Origin of the sequence: Pararhizobium sp. O133 (assembly GCF_051669845.1) — a bacterium.
Taxonomy (GTDB): Bacteria; Pseudomonadota; Alphaproteobacteria; order Rhizobiales; family Rhizobiaceae; genus Pararhizobium.
Genome location: NZ_CP196426.1, coordinates 794,911 through 815,615 on the forward strand (window position 1 = coordinate 794,911; position 20,705 = coordinate 815,615).

The 20,705-nt window shown below is 62.5% G+C and carries 18 protein-coding genes; 16 read left to right on the forward strand and 2 right to left on the reverse strand.

Going from position 1 to position 20,705, the window contains the following annotated elements:
• Window positions 1-48 precede the first annotated feature (48 nt).
• The 14 genes from zapE to ACST81_RS03845 all read left to right on the forward strand — a co-directional run bounded on the left by zapE (window position 49) and on the right by ACST81_RS03845 (window position 16,314).
• Complete coding sequence (gene zapE, locus ACST81_RS03780) at window positions 49-1,203, forward strand: cell division protein ZapE (protein WP_438751509.1); 1,155 nt, start codon at window positions 49-51, stop codon at window positions 1,201-1,203.
• A 196-nt stretch (window positions 1,204-1,399) separates the two neighbouring features.
• Complete coding sequence (gene mdh / locus ACST81_RS03785) at window positions 1,400-2,362, forward strand: malate dehydrogenase (RefSeq protein WP_438751510.1); 963 nt, start codon at window positions 1,400-1,402, stop codon at window positions 2,360-2,362.
• Window positions 2,363-2,406: 44 nt separating this feature from the next.
• Entirely contained in the window at window positions 2,407-3,600 is a 1,194-nt protein-coding gene (gene sucC, locus ACST81_RS03790; RefSeq protein WP_438751511.1) for an ADP-forming succinate--CoA ligase subunit beta, read from the forward strand.
• 16 nt (window positions 3,601-3,616) lie between these two features.
• A complete protein-coding gene (gene sucD / locus ACST81_RS03795) occupies window positions 3,617-4,519 on the forward strand; it encodes a succinate--CoA ligase subunit alpha (protein WP_438751512.1) in 903 nt (300 codons plus the stop codon).
• 129 nt (window positions 4,520-4,648) lie between these two features.
• Entirely contained in the window at window positions 4,649-7,645 is a 2,997-nt protein-coding gene (locus ACST81_RS03800; RefSeq protein ID WP_438751513.1) for a 2-oxoglutarate dehydrogenase E1 component, read from the forward strand.
• Between the two features lie 73 nt (window positions 7,646-7,718).
• Complete coding sequence (odhB, locus tag ACST81_RS03805; RefSeq protein ID WP_438751514.1) at window positions 7,719-8,951, forward strand: 2-oxoglutarate dehydrogenase complex dihydrolipoyllysine-residue succinyltransferase; 1,233 nt, start codon at window positions 7,719-7,721, stop codon at window positions 8,949-8,951.
• A 197-nt stretch (window positions 8,952-9,148) separates the two neighbouring features.
• Window positions 9,149-9,562, forward strand: coding sequence for an MAPEG family protein (locus tag ACST81_RS03810; protein ID WP_438751516.1), 414 nt, complete (start codon window positions 9,149-9,151; stop codon window positions 9,560-9,562).
• A 25-nt stretch (window positions 9,563-9,587) separates the two neighbouring features.
• Window positions 9,588-10,229, forward strand: coding sequence for a LysE family transporter (locus tag ACST81_RS03815; protein ID WP_438751517.1), 642 nt, complete (start codon window positions 9,588-9,590; stop codon window positions 10,227-10,229).
• Between the two features lie 2 nt (window positions 10,230-10,231).
• The gene (locus ACST81_RS03820) at window positions 10,232-10,726 is read left to right on the forward strand and encodes a hypothetical protein (protein ID WP_438751518.1); all 495 of its coding nucleotides are present in this window, start codon (window positions 10,232-10,234) and stop codon (window positions 10,724-10,726) included.
• A complete protein-coding gene (locus ACST81_RS03825) occupies window positions 10,723-11,481 on the forward strand; it encodes an SDR family oxidoreductase (protein WP_438751519.1) in 759 nt (252 codons plus the stop codon). The genes ACST81_RS03820 and ACST81_RS03825 overlap by 4 nt, the downstream gene beginning before the upstream one ends.
• 23 nt (window positions 11,482-11,504) lie before the next feature.
• Complete coding sequence (gene lpdA / locus ACST81_RS03830; RefSeq protein ID WP_438751520.1) at window positions 11,505-12,908, forward strand: dihydrolipoyl dehydrogenase; 1,404 nt, start codon at window positions 11,505-11,507, stop codon at window positions 12,906-12,908.
• A gap of 410 nt (window positions 12,909-13,318) precedes the next feature.
• Window positions 13,319-14,281: an IS110 family transposase gene (locus ACST81_RS03835; RefSeq protein WP_438750411.1), complete on the forward strand. Its 963-nt coding sequence runs from the start codon at window positions 13,319-13,321 to the stop codon at window positions 14,279-14,281.
• Between the two features lie 151 nt (window positions 14,282-14,432).
• The gene (locus tag ACST81_RS03840) at window positions 14,433-14,924 is read left to right on the forward strand and encodes a DUF2867 domain-containing protein (protein ID WP_438751521.1); all 492 of its coding nucleotides are present in this window, start codon (window positions 14,433-14,435) and stop codon (window positions 14,922-14,924) included.
• Between the two features lie 121 nt (window positions 14,925-15,045).
• A complete protein-coding gene (locus tag ACST81_RS03845) occupies window positions 15,046-16,314 on the forward strand; it encodes a CHASE3 domain-containing protein (RefSeq protein WP_438751522.1) in 1,269 nt (422 codons plus the stop codon).
• A 288-nt stretch (window positions 16,315-16,602) separates the two neighbouring features.
• On the opposite strand, the gene ftsZ is transcribed toward ACST81_RS03845, so the two are convergent.
• The gene (gene ftsZ, locus ACST81_RS03850; RefSeq protein ID WP_438751523.1) at window positions 16,603-17,625 is read right to left on the reverse strand and encodes a cell division protein FtsZ; all 1,023 of its coding nucleotides are present in this window, start codon (window positions 17,623-17,625) and stop codon (window positions 16,603-16,605) included.
• A gap of 194 nt (window positions 17,626-17,819) precedes the next feature.
• On the opposite strand from ftsZ, the gene ACST81_RS03855 reads away from it, so the two are divergent.
• Window positions 17,820-18,326 carry a methyltransferase family protein gene (locus ACST81_RS03855; protein WP_438751524.1) on the forward strand — a complete coding sequence of 169 codons (507 nt, stop codon included), beginning with the start codon at window positions 17,820-17,822 and terminating at the stop codon, window positions 18,324-18,326.
• Between the two features lie 99 nt (window positions 18,327-18,425).
• The gene (locus tag ACST81_RS03860; RefSeq protein ID WP_438751525.1) at window positions 18,426-18,911 is read left to right on the forward strand and encodes a TetR/AcrR family transcriptional regulator; all 486 of its coding nucleotides are present in this window, start codon (window positions 18,426-18,428) and stop codon (window positions 18,909-18,911) included.
• A gap of 638 nt (window positions 18,912-19,549) precedes the next feature.
• Here ACST81_RS03860 and ACST81_RS03865 read toward each other — a convergent pair.
• On the reverse strand, window positions 19,550-20,635 hold the full coding sequence (locus ACST81_RS03865) for a TraB/GumN family protein (RefSeq protein WP_438751526.1): 1,086 nt from the start codon (window positions 20,633-20,635) through the stop codon (window positions 19,550-19,552).
• Window positions 20,636-20,705: the final 70 nt, after the last annotated feature.

Here is a 20,705-nt window from a genome sequence, read left to right on the forward strand (position 1 = left end):
GCCGGGCTTTTTCTTGCCGTCGTTTCCGACACCAGACCGGTCCAGCGCGTGCCCAATCCCGAAGACAGCATTTCGCGAAAACTCGAAACCATGATCGCGGCCGGTACGCTCAAGCGTGATCCAGCCCAGATAGGCATTGCCAAGCGGCTTGATCACCTGTCGAGCGAACTGGCCGGCAGCCGGGCGCAGCGCAAGTCGAATGCGCTGGGATGGCTGTTTGCCTCGCGCAAGAACGATCATCCGCCGCTGAAGGGCCTCTATCTCTACGGTGGCGTCGGTCGCGGCAAGACCATGCTGATGGACCTGTTCTTCGAGACGGTGCCGATCCAGCGCAAGCGGCGGGCGCATTTCCATGAATTCATGGCCGATGTGCACGACCGGATCTTCAAGCACAGGCAGAAGCTGAAGAATGGCGAGACCCGCCAGGCCGATCCGATGCCGCCGGTGGCCTCCGAAATCTTTGCCGAAGCCCGGCTGCTCTGCTTCGACGAATTTTCCGTTACCGATATCGCCGATGCGATGATCCTGTCGCGGCTGTTCAGCGAACTGTTCGCCAAGGGCTGCGTGCTGGTCGCGACTTCCAATGTCGAACCGGTCAATCTCTACCGCGAAGGGCTGAATCGCGACCTTTTCCTGCCGTTCATCGATCTCCTGAAGGCCCATGCCCACATTGTTCCGCTCGATGCCGGCACCGACTACCGGCTGGCCAAGATCGAAGGCCTGCCGGTCTGGTCGGCGCCGCTCGGGCCTCAGGCCGATGCGGAGCTGGACAATGCCTGGAGGCTGGCGACGGCGGGCGTTGCTGCTGATCCGGCCGAAGTTGCCTTCAAGGGTCGCAAGATCGTCGTGCCGATGGCGGCAGGAGACTGTGCGCGGTTCTCATTCGCCGATCTCTGCGAGAAGCCGCTGGGGGCGGCCGATTATCTCGCCATCCTCTCACAGTATCGCACCATCTTCATCGAGGATATCCCGCATCTGAGCCCGGAACGCCGTAACGAAACCAAGCGCTTCATCATGCTGATCGACACGATCTATGATCACGGCGCGCGTTTGTTTGCTTCGGCCGCCGCAGCGCCGATCGATCTTCTGACAGCGAAAAAAGGCACCGAGGGCTTCGAATTCGACCGGACGGTATCGCGCCTGATCGAAATGCAAAGCGCCGAATACGCGCGCAATCATCATGGTGAATCTGCTGTTTCGTGACATGTTGGCGACATAATTTCTTACGTTTACGTAAGAAATTTATGATCTAACCGATTGAAAACGTTCTACTCAAAACTAGTTATTGATATTTTAGATTTTGAAGGTTAATTCCTTGCGCCGTAGGTTTGCGACGGTGAGCGCTTGGAGGCGCCGCGTTCAGGCCTTGTCAGATTTGGATCCTAAAGGAAGCACTTTCATGGCTCGCAACAAGATCGCACTCATTGGTTCTGGAATGATTGGTGGCACGCTGGCGCATCTCGCCGGCCTGAAGGAACTGGGCGACATCGTCCTGTTCGACATCGCCGATGGCATTCCGCAGGGCAAGGGTCTCGATATCGCCCAGTCCTCGCCCGTCGAAGGCTTCAACGCCAATCTGACCGGTGCCAGCGACTATTCCGCCATCGAAGGGGCCGATGTCTGCATCGTCACCGCCGGCGTCGCCCGCAAGCCGGGCATGAGCCGCGACGATCTTCTCGGCATCAACCTGAAGGTCATGGAACAGGTCGGCGCCGGCATCAAGAAATATGCCCCGAACGCCTTCGTCATCTGCATCACCAACCCGCTCGACGCCATGGTCTGGGCGCTGCAGAAGTTCTCCGGTCTGCCGAAGAACATGGTCGTCGGCATGGCCGGCGTGCTCGATAGCTCGCGCTTCCGCCTGTTCCTGTCCCAGGAATTCAACGTCTCCGTCCAGGACGTCACCGCCTTCGTTCTCGGCGGCCATGGCGACACGATGGTGCCGCTTGCCCGCTACTCCACCGTCGGCGGCATTCCTTTGACCGACCTCGTCAAGATGGGCTGGGTTACCAAGGAGCGCCTCGAAGAAATCATCCAGCGCACCCGTGACGGCGGCGCCGAAATCGTCGGCCTCCTGAAGACCGGCTCGGCCTACTACGCCCCGGCAGCGTCGGCGATCGAGATGGCCGATGCCTTCCTCAAGGACAAGAAGCGCGTCCTGCCAGCGGCTGCCCACCTCACGGGCCAGTACGGCGTCAAGGACATGTATGTCGGCGTTCCGACCATCATCGGTGCCGGCGGTGTCGAGCGCATCATCGAAGTCGAATTCACCAAGGCCGAACAGGAAGCCTTCGACAAGTCGGTCTCTGCGGTTGCCGGCCTTTGCGAAGCGTGCGTCGGCATCGCTCCGAGCCTGAAGTAATTGCGCCTGAAGTAACCGCTTCGGCATCAAACAGGAAATTTCCCATGAACATTCATGAATATCAGGCCAAGGCTCTCCTGAAGACCTTTGGTGCTCCGGTCGCGGAAGGTGTCGCCATCTTCTCCGCCGACGAGGCCGAAGCGGCAGCAAAGTCGCTTCCGGGTCCGCTTTACGTCGTCAAGAGCCAGATCCATGCCGGCGGCCGTGGCAAGGGCAAGTTCAAGGAACTCGGCCCCGACGCCAAGGGCGGCGTTCGCCTGGCTTTCTCGATCGAGGAAGCCAAGGCGCATGCCAAGGACATGCTCGGCAACACGCTGGTGACCGCGCAGACCGGCGAAGCCGGCAAGCAGGTCAACCGCCTCTATATCGAGGACGGCGCCGATATCGACCGCGAACTCTATTGCTCGCTGCTGGTCGATCGCTCCGTTGGCCAGGTCGCTTTCGTCATCTCGACCGAGGGCGGCATGGACATCGAGGCTGTCGCCCATGACACGCCGGAAAAGATCCACACCATCGCCATCGACCCGGAAGCGGGCGTGACCGATGCGGACGTGACCGCGATCTCCAAGGCGCTCGAGCTTTCGGGTGCGGCCGCCGAAGATGCCAAGTCGCTCTTCCCGCTGCTCTACAAGGCCTTCAACGACAAGGACATGTCGCTGCTCGAGGTCAACCCGCTGATTGTCATGAAGGATGGCCACCTGCGCGTCCTCGACGCCAAGATGTCGTTCGACGGCAATGCGATCTTCCGTCATGACGACGTCAAGGCGCTGCGCGACGAGACCGAGGAAGACGCCAAGGAAATCGAAGCCTCCAAGTGGGACCTCGCCTACGTTGCCCTCGACGGCAATATCGGCTGCATGGTCAACGGCGCCGGTCTCGCCATGGCGACGATGGATATCATCAAGCTCTACGGCAAGGAGCCGGCAAACTTCTGCGACGTCGGCGGTGGCGCCGGCAAGGAGAAGGTGGCTGCTGCCTTCAAGATCATCACCGCCGACCCGAAGGTCGAGGGCATCCTCGTCAACATCTTCGGCGGCATCATGAAGTGCGATGTCATCGCTGAAGGAGTCGTCGCTGCGGTTCAGGAAGTCGGTCTCAAGGTTCCGCTCGTCGTGCGCCTGGAAGGCACCAATGTCGAGCTCGGCAAGAAGATCCTCAACGAGTCGGGCCTGGCAATCACCGCCGCCGACGATCTCGATGACGCGGCGAAGAAGATCGTCGCTGCGATCAACGCCTAATCTGGGGACCTGATAGATGTCTATTCTCGTTAACAAGAATACCAAGGTCCTCGTCCAGGGCCTGACCGGCAAGACCGGCACGTTCCACACCGAGCAGGCGCTTGCCTATTACGGCACGCAGATGGTCGGCGGTATCCACCCGAAGAAGGGTGGCGAAACCTGGACCGGCTCGAAGGGCGAAAGCCTGCCGATCTTCGCCTCCGTCGCCGAGGCCAAGGAGCGCACCGGCGCCGATGCGTCCGTGATCTACGTTCCGCCGGCAGGTGCCGCCGATGCGATCATCGAGGCGATCGAAGCCGAGATCCCGTTCATCACCTGCATCACCGAGGGTATCCCGGTCATGGACATGGTGCGCGTCAAGGCCCGCCTCGACAAGTCGAAGTCACGCCTGCTCGGCCCGAACTGCCCGGGCATCCTGACGCCGGAAGAATGCAAGATCGGCATCATGCCGGGCTCGATCTTCCGCAAGGGTTCGGTCGGCATCGTCTCGCGCTCCGGCACGCTGACCTATGAAGCCGTGTTCCAGACCTCGAACGAAGGCCTCGGCCAGACGACGGCTGTCGGCATCGGCGGCGACCCGGTCAAGGGCACCGAGTTCATCGACGTGCTCGAAATGTTCCTCGCCGACGAAGCCACGACCTCGATCATCATGATCGGCGAAATCGGCGGTTCGGCTGAAGAAGATGCGGCACAGTTCCTGATCGATGAAGCGAAAAAGGGCCGCAAGAAGCCGATGGCCGGCTTCATCGCGGGCCGCACCGCGCCGAAGGGCCGCACCATGGGCCATGCCGGCGCTGTCGTTTCCGGCGGCAAGGGCGACGCGGAATCCAAGATCGCTGCCATGGAAGCGGCCGGCATCAAGGTTTCGCCCTCGCCGGCGCGCCTCGGCAAGACCCTGGTTGAAGTCCTCAAGGGCTGAGACACCGAGACGTGATCGGGCTGGTCCTTGCGGCCGGCCCGGTCGCCTCCATCTGAGTGCAGGTCGACCGGGACCGAAGCCGGCAGAGTTAACAAGTCAGGAGGCGGACGGACAGGTCCGCAAAACACCATGGCAAGGCAAGAAGCCAACGAGCAATTCCAGCTGACATCGTTCCTCGACGGTGCGAACGCAGGCTATATCGATCAGCTCTATGCGCGGTACGAAAGCGATCCGTCGTCGGTCTCCGGCGAATGGCAGTCGTTCTTCAAGGCGTTGCAGGATTCGCCAGACGACGTGATCCGGGCCGCCAAGGGTGCCTCCTGGAAAAAGCCGAACTGGCCGATCCCCGCCAGCGGCGACCTCGTCTCCGCCCTCGACGGCGACTGGGGCACCGTCGAAAAGGTTATCGAGAAGAAGGTGGCTGCCAAGGCCGAGGCACAGGCTGCCGCCACCGGCGTCGCATCCGCGCCCGCCGACGTCCACCAGGCGACCCGCGACAGCGTTCGCGCCATCATGTTGATCCGCGCCTACCGCGCCCGCGGTCACCTGCATGCCAAGCTCGACCCGCTGGCGATCGCCGCCCCGGTCGAGGACTATCACGAGCTGTCGCCGTCCAACTACGGTTTCAGCGATGCCGATCTGGATCGCAAGATCTTCCTCGATAACGTGCTCGGCCTCGAAGAGGCAACGTTGCGCGAGATCGTCGATATCCTCGAGCGAACCTACTGTTCGACGCTCGGCGTCGAGTTCATGCATATCTCCGATCCGGAGATCAAGGGCTGGATTCAGGGCCGCATCGAAGGTGCGGACAAGGGCATCGATTTCACCCCGGAAGGCAAGAAGGCCATTCTGCAGAAGCTGATCGAGGCCGAGGGTTTCGAGCAGTTCATCGACGTCAAGTACAAGGGCACCAAGCGTTTCGGCCTCGACGGCGGTGAATCGCTGATCCCGGCGCTGGAGCAGATCATCAAGCGCGGCGGCCAGGAAGGCCTCAAGGAAGTCATTCTCGGCATGGCCCATCGCGGCCGTCTGAACGTCCTGACCAACGTCATGGGCAAGCCGCACCGCGCCGTGTTCCACGAGTTCAAGGGCGGCTCCTATGCGCCTGACGACGTCGAAGGTTCGGGCGACGTGAAGTACCATCTGGGCGCTTCCTCCGACCGCGAATTCGATGGCAACAAGGTTCACCTGTCGCTGACGGCGAACCCGTCGCATCTCGAAATCGTCAACCCGGTCGTCATGGGCAAGGCTCGCGCCAAGCAGGACCAGATGGCCAAGGTGTTCGAAGGCGACGTCATCCCCTTGTCCGAGCGCGCGCAGGTCATGCCGTTGCTGCTGCACGGCGATGCTGCTTTCGCGGGGCAGGGCGTGACCGCTGAAATCCTCGGCCTGTCGGGCCTGCGCGGTCATCGCGTCGCCGGAACCGTGCATTTCATCATCAACAACCAGATCGGCTTCACCACCAATCCGGCCTTCTCGCGCTCGTCGCCTTATCCGTCCGACGTCGCCAAGATGATCGAGGCGCCGATCTTCCACGTCAACGGCGACGATCCGGAAGCAGTCACCTACGCCGCCAAGATCGCCACCGAATTCCGGATGAAGTTCCACAAGCCGGTCGTGATCGACATGTTCTGCTACCGCCGCTTCGGCCATAACGAGGGCGACGAGCCGTCGTTCACCCAGCCGAAGATGTACAAGGTCATCCGCGCCCACAAACCGGTCGTGCAGATCTACGGCGAACGCCTGATCGCCGAAGGCGTCATCAGCGAAGGCGAACTGGAAAAGATGCGGGCCGACTGGCGCGCCCATCTGGAACAGGAATTCGAGGCTGGCCAGTCCTACAAGCCGAACAAGGCCGACTGGCTGGACGGTGCGTGGTCGGGCCTGCGCGCCGCCGACAACCAGGACGAACAGCGTCGTGGCAAGACCGGCGTGCCGATGAAGGCGCTGAAGGAAATCGGCCGCAAGCTGTCGGAGGTTCCCGCCGGCTTCAACGTCCACAAGACGATCCAGCGTTTCATGGATGGCCGCGCCAACATGATCTCGAGCGGCGAGGGCATCGACTGGGCCATGGGCGAGGCACTGGCCTTCGGTTCGCTCGCGACGGAAGGCACCAAGATCCGCCTGTCCGGCCAGGATTGCGAACGCGGCACCTTCTCGCAGCGTCATTCGGTGCTCTACGATCAGGAGACCGAGGAACGCTACATCCCGCTCGCCAACCTGTCGCCCACCCAGGCCCGCTACGAGGTCATCAACTCGATGCTCTCCGAAGAGGCCGTCCTTGGCTTCGAGTATGGCTATTCGCTGGCTCGTCCGAATGCGCTGACCCTCTGGGAAGCCCAGTTCGGCGACTTCGCCAACGGTGCGCAGGTCGTGTTCGACCAGTTCATCTCGTCGGGCGAACGCAAGTGGCTGCGCATGTCCGGCCTCGTCTGCCTGCTGCCGCATGGCTATGAAGGCCAGGGTCCGGAACACTCCTCGGCCCGCCTCGAGCGCTGGCTGCAGATGTGCGCCGAAGACAACATGCAGGTCGCCAACGTCACGACGCCGTCGAACTACTTCCACATCCTGCGCCGGCAGATGAAGCGCGACTTCCGCAAGCCGCTGATCATGATGACGCCGAAATCGCTGCTGCGCCACAAGCGCGCCGTGTCTTCTCTGTCGGAAATGGCCGGCGACACGTCCTTCCACCGCCTGCTCTGGGACGATGCGGAGGTGATCAAGGACGGCCCGATCAAGCTGCAGAAGGACGCCAAGATCCGTCGCGTCGTGCTCTGCACCGGCAAGGTCTATTACGACCTGCTGGAGGAGCGCGAAAAGCGCGGCATCGACGATGTCTACCTGCTGCGCGTCGAACAGCTCTATCCGTTCCCGGCCAAGGCGCTGATCAACGAACTCTCGCGCTTCCGCAACGCGGAAATGGTCTGGTGCCAGGAAGAGCCGAAGAACATGGGCGCCTGGTCGTTCATCGACCCCTATCTGGAATGGGTGCTTGCCCATATCGACGCCAAGTACCAGCGGGTGCGCTACACCGGCCGCCCGGCTGCCGCCTCGCCGGCAACCGGACTGATGTCGAAGCATCAGGCACAGCTCGCGGCCTTCCTCGAAGACGCGCTCGGCGGCTGACGATCGGGAGGCCGGAAGGCCTCCTTCTCTTCCCCATTAGAAACAGACACCCGATCAACGGACGATAAATATCATGGCCACAGAAATCCGCGTTCCCACCCTGGGCGAATCCGTCAGCGAAGCCACCGTCGGTACCTGGTTCAAGAAGGTTGGCGACACCGTCAAAGCTGATGAGCCGCTGCTCGAACTCGAAACCGACAAGGTGACCATTGAGGTTCCCGCGCCCGCAGCCGGCGTTCTCTCCGAGATCGTTGCCGCCGCCGGCGAAACCGTCGGTCTTGGCGCACTGCTCGGCCAGATCGACGCCGCCGGCGCTGCAGCCGCTGCGCCTGCCGCCGCTGAAAAGAAGGTCGCTGCTCCGGCTACTGCTGCTCCGGCGGCAACACCTGCCGCAGCCCCGGTTGCCTCCGCCATGCCGGCAGCGCCTGCCGCCGCCAAGATGCTGGCTGAAAACAACCTTTCGGCCGATCAGGTCGATGGTTCCGGCAAGCGTGGCCAGGTGCTGAAGGGCGATGTCATCGCCGCCGTTGCCAAGGGTATCTCGACGCCTGCCGCTTCCGAGCCGGTCAAGGCCGTGTCGCGCGGCCCGTCGTCGGCCGAGGATGCGCCGCGCGAAGAGCGCGTCAAGATGACCCGCCTGCGCCAGACCATTGCCCGGCGCCTGAAGGATGCGCAGAACACGGCGGCCATGCTCACCACCTATAACGAGGTGGACATGAGCGCGGTCATGAGTCTGCGCACCAAGTACAAGGACATTTTCGAGAAGAAGCACGGCGTCAAGCTCGGCTTCATGGGCTTCTTCACCAAGGCCGTGACCCACGCGCTGAAGGAAATCCCCTCGGTCAACGCCGAGATCGACGGCACCGACATCATCTACAAGAACTTCTGCCATATCGGCATGGCCGTCGGCACCGACAAGGGCCTCGTCGTTCCGGTTATCCGTGATGCCGACGAGATGTCGATCGCCGGCGTCGAGAAGGAACTCGGCCGTCTCGCCAAGCTCGCCCGTGACGGCGCACTCGGCATGGGCGACATGCAGGGCGGCACCTTCACCATCACCAATGGCGGTGTCTACGGTTCGCTGATGTCCTCGCCGATCCTCAACGCGCCGCAGTCCGGCATTCTCGGCATGCACAAGATCCAGGATCGCCCGGTCGTCGTCGGCGGCCAGATCGTCATCCGTCCGATGATGTATCTCGCGCTCTCCTACGATCACCGTATCGTTGACGGCAAGGAAGCGGTCACCTTCCTCGTTCGCGTCAAGGAAAGCCTGGAAGATCCGGAACGCCTGGTTCTCGATCTGTAATAATCTCGATTGGCGAAAAGCCCCTCATCCGGCCTACCGGCCACCTTCTCCCCGTTTTTAACGGGGAGAAGGGACAAGCGGCAAATGCTGTCGTCCCCTCTCCCCGCATGCGGGGAGAGGGCTAGGGTGAGGGGCAGTCTCGCGATGAGAAGTTGGCTCACGATCCGAGCCGGTCGATCAACAGGGAATAGCCTTCAATGGACGCAGCAGTTCTGGCCGTATCGCCGTTCATCACACTCGTCGCATGGAGCGTGGTGGTGCTTGCCGTCCATATTGGCCTGCAGAGCATTCCCGCGACGCTGGAGCTCGGATCGGCCTGGAATGCCAGCGCTCGTGACGAGCAGCGCCGGCCAACCGGTATCTTCGCCGGCCGTGCGGAACGCGCCTTTGCCAATTTCCGCGAGACCTACCCGGCCTTCATTGGCCTCGCGCTGTCGCTTGCGATTACCGGCGATCTCAGCGGCTGGGGGCTGAGCGGCGCGTGGATGTGGCTGGTCTGCCGGATCGTCTATATTCCGCTTTATCTGGCAGGCATTCCCTATATCCGGTCGCTCGTCTGGCTCGGCTCACTTGCCGGCTTGCTCGTCATGACGGCCGTGCTTATCTTCTGACGATATCGGAACCGGAGAAAATACCGTGCATCCCTATCTCATCGAACTCGCCTCGCTGATGGCGATCTTTGCCTTCGCCATCGTCTCTCCCGGCGCCGATCTCGCCATGGTCATGCGCCAGTCGCTGATGAGCGGACGCCGCGCCGCCATCGTTACGTCGTTCGGCGTCGGCACGTCTCTGATGTTCCATGTCACCTATACGATCCTCGGTCTCGGGCTGATCATCTCGCAGTCGATCACCCTGTTCAACATCGTCAAATGGTGCGGTGTCGCCTATCTCCTCTATATCGGGATCAAGGCGCTGAGAGCCGGCAAAACGGACATGACGGTGGAGGACGCGAGCGCCGCCGGAAGCGTGAAGCGCCAATCGCTTTTGAAGGCCTTCGGTCTCGGCTTCGCCGCCAATGCGCTCAACCCGAAAGCGGTTTTCTTCTTCCTGTCGATCTTTTCGACGGTGGTCGGCGCTCACACCCCCATTCCAGTGAAGTTCGGCTATGGACTGGTGATGGCAAGCTGCCTGATCGCCTGGTTCGTCGGCGTCAGCCTGTTCATGACGACGCCGAAGATGCGCGCTGCCTTTTCGCGCGCCAGCCAGTGGATCGACCGCGCAAGTGGCCTCGTCTTCATCGCGCTGGGTTTGAAGCTTGCCACCGAGAAGGCCGCCTGAGCATGTCGCCCGCTGGTCCCGCATCGCTTCTCGTTGCCCTGCTGGCGGTCTCGCCGGCCATGGCCGCGGATTGCCTGCAGGAACGGGCCATCTACGCCGATGCGGCCGGTGCCTATGAATTGCGTTTCGAGCCGGTGGGTTCGCAGAGCGCTGCCACCAGTAACCATTTCAAGGTCGTAGTCGCCAAGACCGATCTCGTCCTCGACGGCATCGTCATGCAGTCCGGCGAACCCGTTCGGGCCAACGGCATGATCATGAACAACTGCCCGGAAGGCGATATCACCGGCGATGACATCGCCGCCTGCACGGTGTGGGAAGGTGTCATCTATTCGGTCGGCAACGACGGCACGGTCGGGTCCCTGCCGGCGGAGGGCGTGAACGCGGTGGCCCAGCTGCTGCTGCCCGATTTCGGCCCCGCCATTCGCAACTCGTCCATCTGGGGCAAGGCGACCGTCGCGCCCTGGGATGTGCTGACCTTCAAGGGGTGTGCGTCATGACATCGAGTGATCTGCCTGTTCTGCTCGTCACCGGCGGCAGCCGGGGTATCGGTGCGGCGGTCTGCCTGTCGGCGGCCGCACAGGGCTGGGCCGTCGTCGTCAACTATGCCTCCAACCGCCCGGCGGCGGATGCGGTCGTGACCGAGATCACCGAGGCCGGCGGCACGGCGATTGCCGTCGAGGGCGATGTCGGCAGCGAGGCGGGAATCAATGGGATCTTTGCCGCCGTCGACCAAGCGTTCGGCCGGCTCGACGGGCTCGTCAACAATGCCGGCATTGTCGGCATGCCGGCGCGGATCGATGAAATCACGCCGGAACGGCTGGAGCGCATGCTGCGCGTCAACGTCACCGGCTCGATCCTCTGCGCTGCCGCTGCGGTGCGGCGCATGTCGGTGCGCCATGGCGGCAAGGGCGGCGTCATCGTCAACCTGTCGTCCATGGCCGCCGTTCTCGGCTCGGCCGGACAATATGTTGATTATGCCGCCTCGAAGGGCGCGATCGACAGCTTTACCATCGGGCTTTCGCGCGAGGTTGCCGACGACGGCATCCGCGTCAACGCGGTTCGGCCGGGCATCATCGATACCGACATCCACGCATCCGGCGGTCTTCCCGACCGCGCGCGGGAAATGTCGCCGACCATTCCGTTGAAACGGCCGGGCACCGCGCAGGAGGTTGCCGACGCCATTCTCTACCTGCTTTCCCCTTCGTCGTCCTATGTCACGGGCGCCATACTCAACGTCAGCGGCGGACGATAGCCGCTCTCAGGAAGGACTTTTCCATGGCTTATGATCTCATCGTTATCGGCACCGGCCCCGGCGGCTATGTCTGCGCCATCAAGGCGGCCCAACTCGGCCTCAAGGTCGGCGTCATCGAGAAGCGCGCTACCTATGGCGGCACCTGCCTCAATGTCGGCTGCATTCCGTCCAAGGCCCTGCTGCACGCCTCCGAAGTGTTTCACCAGACAGCCCATGGCATCGACGCCCTCGGCGTCGAAGTGGCCGCCCCGACGCTCAACCTGTCGAAGATGATGGCCCACAAGGATGCGACGGTGAAGTCCAACGTCGATGGCGTCGCCTTCCTCTTCAAGAAGAACAAGATCGATGCCTTTCAGGGCACCGGCAAGGTGCTCGGCGCCGGCAAGGTTTCCGTCACCAGTGACAAGGGCGAGGAGCAAGTTCTCGAAACGAAGAATATCGTCATCGCCACCGGTTCCGACGTGGCCGGCATTCCCGGCGTCGAGGTCGAGATCGACGAGAAGATCATCGTCTCCTCCACCGGCGGTATCGCGCTGGAAAAGGTGCCGGCCAACATGATCGTCGTCGGTGGCGGCGTCATCGGGCTCGAACTCGGCTCGGTCTGGTCGCGTCTCGGCGCCAAGGTGACGGTCGTCGAATATCTCGATACCATCCTCGGCGGCATGGATGGCGAAGTCTCCAAGCAGTTCCAGCGGATGCTCGCCAAGCAGGGCATCGATTTCAAGCTCGGCGCCAAGGTGTCCGGCGTCGAGAAGTCCGGCGCCGGCGCCAAGGTGACCTTCGAGCCGGTCAAGGGCGGCGAGGCACAGACGCTCGACGCCGATGTCGTGCTGATCGCCACCGGCCGCCGTCCCTACACGACCGGCCTCGGTCTCGAGGAAGCCGGCATCACGCTGGAGCGCGGCCGCGTCGAGATCGACAATCACTTCCAGACCAGCGTTGCCGGCATCTATGCGATCGGTGATGTCGTTCGCGGCCCGATGCTCGCCCACAAGGCGGAGGACGAGGGCGTCGCCGTCGCCGAAATCATCGCCGGGCAGGCCGGCCATGTGAATTATGACGTCATCCCGGGTGTGGTCTACACCCAGCCGGAAGTCGCTTCCGTCGGCAAGACCGAGGAAGAACTGAAGGCGGCAGGCATCGCCTACAAGGTCGGCAAGTTCCCGTTTACCGCCAATGGCCGCGCCCGCGCCATCCTGGCCACCGACGGCTTCGTCAAGATCCTCGCCGACAAGGAAACCGACCGCGTTCTCGGCGGCCACATCATCGGCTTCGGCGCCGGCGAAATGATCCACGAAATCGCTGTCCTGATGGAATTCGGCGGCTCGTCCGAAGACCTCGGCCGCACCTGCCACGCGCATCCGACCATGTCGGAAGCCGTCAAGGAAGCCGCACTCGCAACCTTCGCCAAGCCGATCCATATGTAAGGTCAAGCGCAGGAGCCGTGACAATCGGCCCCTCAGACTGTTGATAAACTCCAAAGCTGGTTGTTTGAGGACGTGGCAACCCACCCCTCCGTCATTCTCGCCCTTGTGGCGGGAATCCAGCGACCCGACGTCCGTCGGGTCAAAAGACTCTTTCAGCCCAAGGACTGGCTGGCTGGATTCCTGTGACGAGCACAGGAATTGTCTGTCTGAATCATGCTTTAATGGGGTGAAGCTGGATCATGCCCGGGGTGGCCACCCCGGGCATGATGCGGTCACGCGCCCGAACAGGAATAGGTCTTGACGACCGGCCTCATCCTGGGCCGTGAGCGCACCAGCTTCGCATCGCTTGTTGACTTGAATGGGCCGGTTTTCACCGCGCCCGCAGACAATGCCAAGCATGGAGCCCCATCATGATCGCGAATGCCGATGAAATCCAGTCCACCCTCGGCTGTGATGTCGCCAAGGATACCGTCACCCTTTTCGACAGCCGCACCTTGAAAACTCTCACCGTCTCCAACACGACAGCTGCTCTGAAGGCGGCTCTGAAGCCCTATGCCGGACGCACCGGCATGCTTGCCATCTGCGAGGCGACCGGCGGTTACGAAGACGAACTGCTGCGCGTTCTGGAGAGCCTGGCCATCCCGGCCCACCGCGCCGATGCCGCGCGGGTGAAGGCCTTCATCCGCTCTTGCGGCACGATGGCCAAGACCGACCCGATCGATGCCCGCCATATCGCCGAATACGGCCTCCTGCGGGCAAAATCGCTGCCGCGCTTCCAGGCGCCGGAGCCACAGGACGCGCGCATGAAGCTTTTGGTCGCACGCCGGGCCGACCTCGTTGCCATGCGGGTGCAGGAAGAAAACCGGCTGAAGGCGCCGCGCAACAAGCCGATCGCGCGCGAAATCGCCGGGCATGTCGCCGAGATCAAGCGGCGCATCGATGCCATCGACCGGCAGATCGAGGCGACCGTCAGCGGCAACCGCCGGATGAAGGAGCGTCAGGCGATCCTGCGCGGTGTCCCAGGCATCGGAAAGGTGATCGCTCCCGTCCTGCTCGCCCTCATGCCCGAACTGGGCCAGATCGACCGCAGGCAGGCCGCAAGTCTCGCCGGCTGTGCGCCGCATCCCCGCGACAGCGGCACCTATAAAGGACGGCGATTTGCCACCGGCGGGCGCCGCCAGCTCCGCCCGCTGCTCTTCACCGCCGCCATGGCCGCAAGCCACAGCAAAAGCCACCTCGCCGTCATATACCGACGCCTCCTGGCCGCGGGAAAATCAAAGATGACAGCCCTCGGCGCCCTCATGCGACACATCGTCGTCATCGCAAATGCAAGGCTCAAGGAATATGAAGCCGCCGATGCACGACTGACTTGATGAGGGAGGAAATGGTAGCCACAGAATGACCCAAGCGACCTTCAGTGGCGTCAGGAAATGACTTTGTCAGTAGTCTGGGGGCCGTGACAATCGGCCCCTTTGCGGGGATTCAACGGGCGCTTTAGGATCGTTTGATCCAACGGAGCCCGCCATGCCCCAGCGCACCCATTCTGTTCCCGTCACCCTGCCGCATTCCGCCCTGCCGCTCGCCGACTGGGCGGATTGCTACGAGCGTCTGGTGCCGGGCCAGTCGGCGACGGCGATGTCTCTCGCAAAACGCGGACTTGGTCGTTTTCCGGGCTGGGTTCGCGCCCTGCTTGTGGTTCGCAACGCCATTGTCAGCCCCTTCGGCCTGAAGGGTTCGGGGGCGGACGGCAAGGCGGATATGATCGGCTTCTTCCCCATCGTGTCCGAGACCAGCCAACAGGCGGTGCTCGGCTTTGACGATACCCATCTGGATTTCCGCATCGTCATTGATGTCAGCCCGGCCGGAGAATTGGCGCAGCGGGTCAGCATCACGACGCTGGTCCGCCGCAAGATCCTGTTCGGCCGCATTTACATCGCCTTGATCACCCCGTTTCACCGGTTGATCGTCCGCACGATGCTGTCGCGGCTGTCCCGGTCGAAACCGGCTGCCGGCTAATCGCCGATCACCCCAGCTTAGGTCCAGCGCGAACAGGCGGGGACCCCTTGTAAAAATCGCGTTTCAGCGCCAATCTCCGGCAAACGGCGCAAGCGGTGCCGGGGTGGAATGGCAGGAACCTGTGGCATCCGATATCAGCGCGCCGAGATCGCAGAAACGCAAGGCTTCAACGGTTATTCGAAGGGTCGGCTACGAGGCTCGGCAGAACCTGCGGCTGATCACCGCCGGAACCGTGATCTTCATCGTCCTGTTGCTCGGCGCCTCCTTCTGGGTCTCGAAAAAGGGGCAGGCGGCGGATGAAGCCGTGGCGCATACCGTTCGCAACGAGCGGCTGATTTCGGTCGTCCAGTCCCAGCTGCAGGATGCCGAGATCGGCCAGCGCGGCTATCTCCTCACCGGCGATCCCTTCTATCTCGAACCTTACGAGAAAGCCGTCAGCGCCATTAACTCCAGCGTCGAGGCGCTGGGCGAGGGGGTCGCCGACAATCGCCGGCAGGATGGCAATATCGCGGTGTTGCGCTCGCTGGCGACGCAGAAACTCTCGGAACTGCGCCAGACCGTCGATCGCCACCGCGCCGGTGACGAAGGGGCGGCCGTTGCCGTCCTCAGAGCCGGTCAGGGCAAGGTGCTGATGGACGGCGTGCGCGATGTGCTGGAGCGGATGCGGGCCGAAGAGGAAAGCCTGATGGCGGTCCGGTCCAACCAGGCCCGCCGCGCCGGCTTCGTCCTGGAGTTCATGGTCATCGGCCTGGCGTTTCTGGCCGGGCTGATGGGGCTGATCGCGGTGCGTGCGACGCTCAGGCGGGCACGGTCGGCCGAAGCCTCGCGTGATGAACTGCTGCAGCATCTCGACCGCAAGTTGCTCGCCATCCTCGCTGCCGATATCGTCGGTTACAGCCGGATGATGGAGGAAGACGAAAGCCGCACCCTGTCGCGCCTGAAGGATGTTCGCGACCGGGTCGACCCGATCATCGCCGCCCATAGCGGCACCATCGTCAATACCGCCGGCGACAGCGTACTCGTCGCCTTTGCCAGTGCACTGTCGGCGATCGATTGCGCCGTCGAGATCCAGGGCGTGATGATTGCCGAGAGTGCGGATGTGGCGGAGGACGAGCGCCTGCTGTTCCGCATCGGCATCAATGTCGGCGATGTCATCGTCCAGGATGGCGACATCTTCGGCGATACGGTGAATGTCGCGGCAAGGCTGGAGCCGATGGCCGAGCCCGGCGGTATCTGCATTTCCCGCGGCGTGCGCGATCATATCCGCAAGCAGCGCGACCTCAATTTCGACGACCTCGGTTTCCTCAAGGTCAAGAACATCGCCCATCCCGTCAGCGCGTTTCGGGTGCGCTTTGATCCGGCGGCACAGTTGGCCGAAGCGGTGAACTGAGAACGTTTTTGGCGGTATCTAAGACGTTTCCAACCGCTTGCCCTGAGGTCGAGGAGACCTACCCCCCCCTTGTGGCAGGGCTATCGCCTATGGAAAAAGACCCCCTCTGGCCTGTCGGCCATCTCCCCCACAAGGGGGGAGAAACCCAGCCGCCAGCCCTCGTTTCAGGCACGGACAGAGCGGCGTGTTAAGCCCCTCCCCCTTGTGGGGAGGGGTTGGGGAGGGGACTTTTCCATAGGCGATAGCCCTGCCAAAAGGGGGTGTCTCGTCCGCTGGGACGGTCGACCCCTACTGCAGCGTCCGGACCTGCTCTGGCTGTGCGGCAACGGCGCCGGCATCCGCGCCGGGCGCCTGGGCGTCAAGGCCTGTTGCCACGACCGAGACGCGGAAGACGCCGTCTAGGCTCTTGTCGAAGATCGCGCCGACGACGATGTCGGCGTCTTCATAGACTTCCTCGCGGATACGGGTCGCAGCCTCGTCCACCTCGAACAGCGTCATGTCGGAACCGCCCGAGATCGAGATCAGCACGCCCTTGGCGCCCTTCATCGACACTTCGCTGAGCAGCGGATTGGCGATCGCCGCTTCGGCGGCTTTCGAGGCGCGGCTGTCGCCGCTCGCCTCGCCGGTGCCCATCATCGCCCGGCCCATTCCCTTCATCACCGATTTCACGTCGGCGAAGTCGAGGTTGATCAGGCCTTCCTTGACGATCAGGTCGGTGATGCAGCCGACGCCGGAATAGAGCACCCGGTCGGCGATGACGAAGGCATCGGCAAAGGTGGTCTTGGCATCGGCGATGCGGAAGAGATTCTGGTTGGGAATGACGATGACGGTGTCGGCGGCTTCGCGCAGCCGCTCGATGCCTTCCTCGGCCGCCTGCATGCGGCGCTTGCCCTCGAAGCTGAACGGCTTGGTGACGACGGCGACCGTCAGGATGCCGGCATTGCGGGCGGCCTGCGCGATGACCGGGGCCGCCCCCGTGCCGGTGCCCCCGCCCATGCCGGCGGTGACGAAGCACATATGCGTGCCGCCGAGATGGTCCATGATCTCGTCGATCGATTCTTCCGCCGCCGCGCGGCCGACGTCCGGGAGCGAACCGGCGCCCAAGCCTTCGGTCACCTGCGCGCCGAGCTGGATCAGCCGGGTCGCCTTCGACATGGTCAGGGCCTGCGCGTCGGTGTTGGCTGCCACGAACTCGGCGCCCTGCAGGCCCTCGGTGATCATGTTGTTGATGGCGTTTCCGCCACCGCCGCCAACGCCGATGACTGTGATCTTCGGTCTCATTTCCGAGATTTCGGGCTTCTTGAAATTCATGCGTCGTGTTCCTCGGGATAAAGCTGCGGCGGGCTGATCGCTCGATACGAATCAGTTTCGCCACGCAGAATAGGGGAGCAACAAGGCAGAGAGGCGGCGCCTGTGCAAGAGGGGGCCGTAAATATGCCCCGCCGGCGCGTTCCTGCCGTCCCGCTCCCGGCATATCCTCGCCGCCATTGCGGAACGAGCTGACCATGCTTGCCACCTTCGATAAAAATGATAACTTCAGTCGATCTATCATTTTATGGAGAGTCTCAATGCGCCGCCTTCTGCCGCCAGTGCTTGTTGGCTTGCTGCTGATTGCTTTGTTTGCGCTGTCCCGCGTCGAACAGCCGATTGACCCCTTGCCAGTTTCGTCAGCAATGATTGGATGGGTATGCGTCCCTCTCGCGCTGATCGGCCTTGCGGTCGCGCGCAGGCAGTTTTCCAGGGCCAGTGCGGAGATCATGACATTTGATACGCCGCGCAATCTCGTGACGGATGGCCTCTTCGCGTACAGCCGAAACCCCATGTATCTCTCGATGCTCCTGTTGGTTCTGGGGGCGGCATTGATCGTTGGGCATTGGGCGGGCCTGTTGATGCCCCTCGTCTTTTTTATCGCCGCCAACTGGTGGTATATCCCGTTTGAGGAAAACGCTGCCGAGCGGGCCTTCGGTGACCCATACAGGCAGTATCGCGCGCGCGTACGCCGCTGGATTTAAGCCATGTCTCGGCCTGTTGTCGAAAAAACGCTCATGCGTCGGCGCTTTGTGACGGCGGCGGAGGAAATATTGCGATCAAATGGCGGTACGCGTCTGGCATTGGCCGATGTCGCCGCGCGTCTCGGCATGTCGCAATCCAACAGCTATCGCTACTTCCCGGACCGGCAAGCGCTCATTTCCATGCTGGCTGAAAACTGGTTTGCCGGGGTGGAAGATGAAGTCGCTGCCGCTGTTATGGCGGAGTCCGAACCGGATGGACAGGTGGCCGCTTGGGTTCTGGAAACGATGCGCGCCAAATGCCAGCGATACGACGCCGACCCGACTTTGTTCCTGGCCTATCTGCGTCTCGCCAGCGGAGAGGCGAAGGCGATTGCCCGCCACGTCGGCCGCTTGCGGGAAATCATCCGCCCCGCGGTTGCCGCGCTCACCGGGGAAACAGAGGCGGAAGACGCGCTGATCTTGCTTGAAGACGCTACGATCCTGTTTCGAAATCCATTTCTGATAGCCCAGCACCGAGCAACGCTGTCTGAAGCACGGGCGCGCCGGGTTGCCGAGGCAATCGTTCAAGCAATCAGCCATCGTTAGCTCGAATCCGGATTGCCGGTGCATACATCGAGATGGCAGGATTCGTCGGTCGCAAGCGGCCGAAGGCAGGGCCGTAATTTTGGCGAATCCGTTCACCGGAAGGTTGCCAGTCCACCTGCGGCCCCACAGCGGAGATTCTCATGGCCCTTGAGCCTGCCGCCCACAAAAAAATTTCATCCCCGTCCATCCCCGCCCTCCATTCCCGTGCCATGATCATCCCGTCCTGTCGCGGATACACCGCAAGACGTTTGCGGCGAGGCAGGGCTGGCGCTCCACGGAAAGCCTCGGGGTCTTGATCCCGAACGTCAGGCGGAACGGAAGGAGAGCCCCCGGAACATGGACCCCCTCCGTCCTTATGGGGTGGGCGTGCCTGTGCGGCACACATGTCGGGAAAGGATGCGTGACGTACCGGGCTGTGTTGCTGAATGCCGGTCCCGGAGAGCGACGAAACGCAATCATCCCGAGGCAGAGGGTCCGAAGTCGGGGTCTGTAGGGAGGAAAGCTCCCGAGAGAACGCCAAACGGGGCGCTGGAAGGCGTCAGTCATTTTTCATTCGTTAGAGGCGATTTCCAGTGCCCCGTCCGAATGATCGAGTGTCGAAACCACGGCGGAGACCGCGCGGGGAGGATTTGCTGTATTCAGTTCACGGCCGATATGGTGAACCCGTCCTTGCGCAACAGTTCGATCAGCCCGTCCTTGCCCGGCAGGTGCAACGCGCCGACGGCCATGAAGACGGCGCCCTGATCGAGGATCGGCCTGGCGCGGGTCGCCATCGTTTTGTTGCGATCGGTGACGATGCGCTGCTCGAAATCGGCATAGCCGTCATTGGCGCTCTGGGACTTTTCCTCGGAGACCGATTTCATCAATGGCATGATCATGCCGATCTCCTGGGCGAGATAGAGATCGGTGGTGGTTTTCATGACGTCGGCGATGGTATCGCCGAGTTCGAGCGTCTCGATCAGGGCCTGCAGGTGAAACTGGATCGGCAGCGAATCCATCGCCTGCAACTGCTCGACCATGGTTTCCAGACCCTTCAGCGTCTTGCCCTGCTTCACGGCGTCCTCGGCCAGCTTCTTGTCGAGGAAGGAGGCGCCGGCGGCCTTGCGGCTCATTTCGCAGGCGGGAAGCGCGACGAAACTGGAAATCATCCAGGGTTTCATCTTGGAGACGGCGGCCAGCGGAATGCCGCGCTCCTTCAGGCCTTCGGCGAGCTTCTGCTCTTCCTCGGGCTTGAGGAAATCCTTGATCGACTTGCCATCGGTCAGCATCATCAGCTGCGGCTGCATCATCATGGTCGCCGCCGCCTTGCGGTCGTCGACAACTTCGTCGGATTCGACGATGACGGTTTTCGAAGTCTCATAGGCCGTCGCCGCGCCCTTAGGCATCGCCAGGACACGCGGATCGGTCACATGCATGGTGCCGAGCAGATAGGACGTCGGGACGCCGGCTTTCTCGATCTTCCAGAACGTGCCCTTGCCGTTCGGAATGGCAGCCGCCTCCTTCTGCAATCCGGCATAGCGCACGGGATCGGAGGTCTGCATTTCCGCAATCAGATCCTTACCGCCACAGGAACCATCGCTCGCCGCATGGGCCGGCGAGAGGGACAGCAGCGTCGCGATCAGGCTGAGCGCAAACAGCACATGCAGGGTCGCGATCAGGGCGAGGACGTTGTCGCCCAGTCGCTGCGCGATCTCACATGCCGGTTTTATAAACTGCTGGAACATGATCCGTCCTGTCCGCGCTATTTCGGTGATTGCGAGAACCCTAGCGGCGCAAGGCTCACGACCGGCTTAA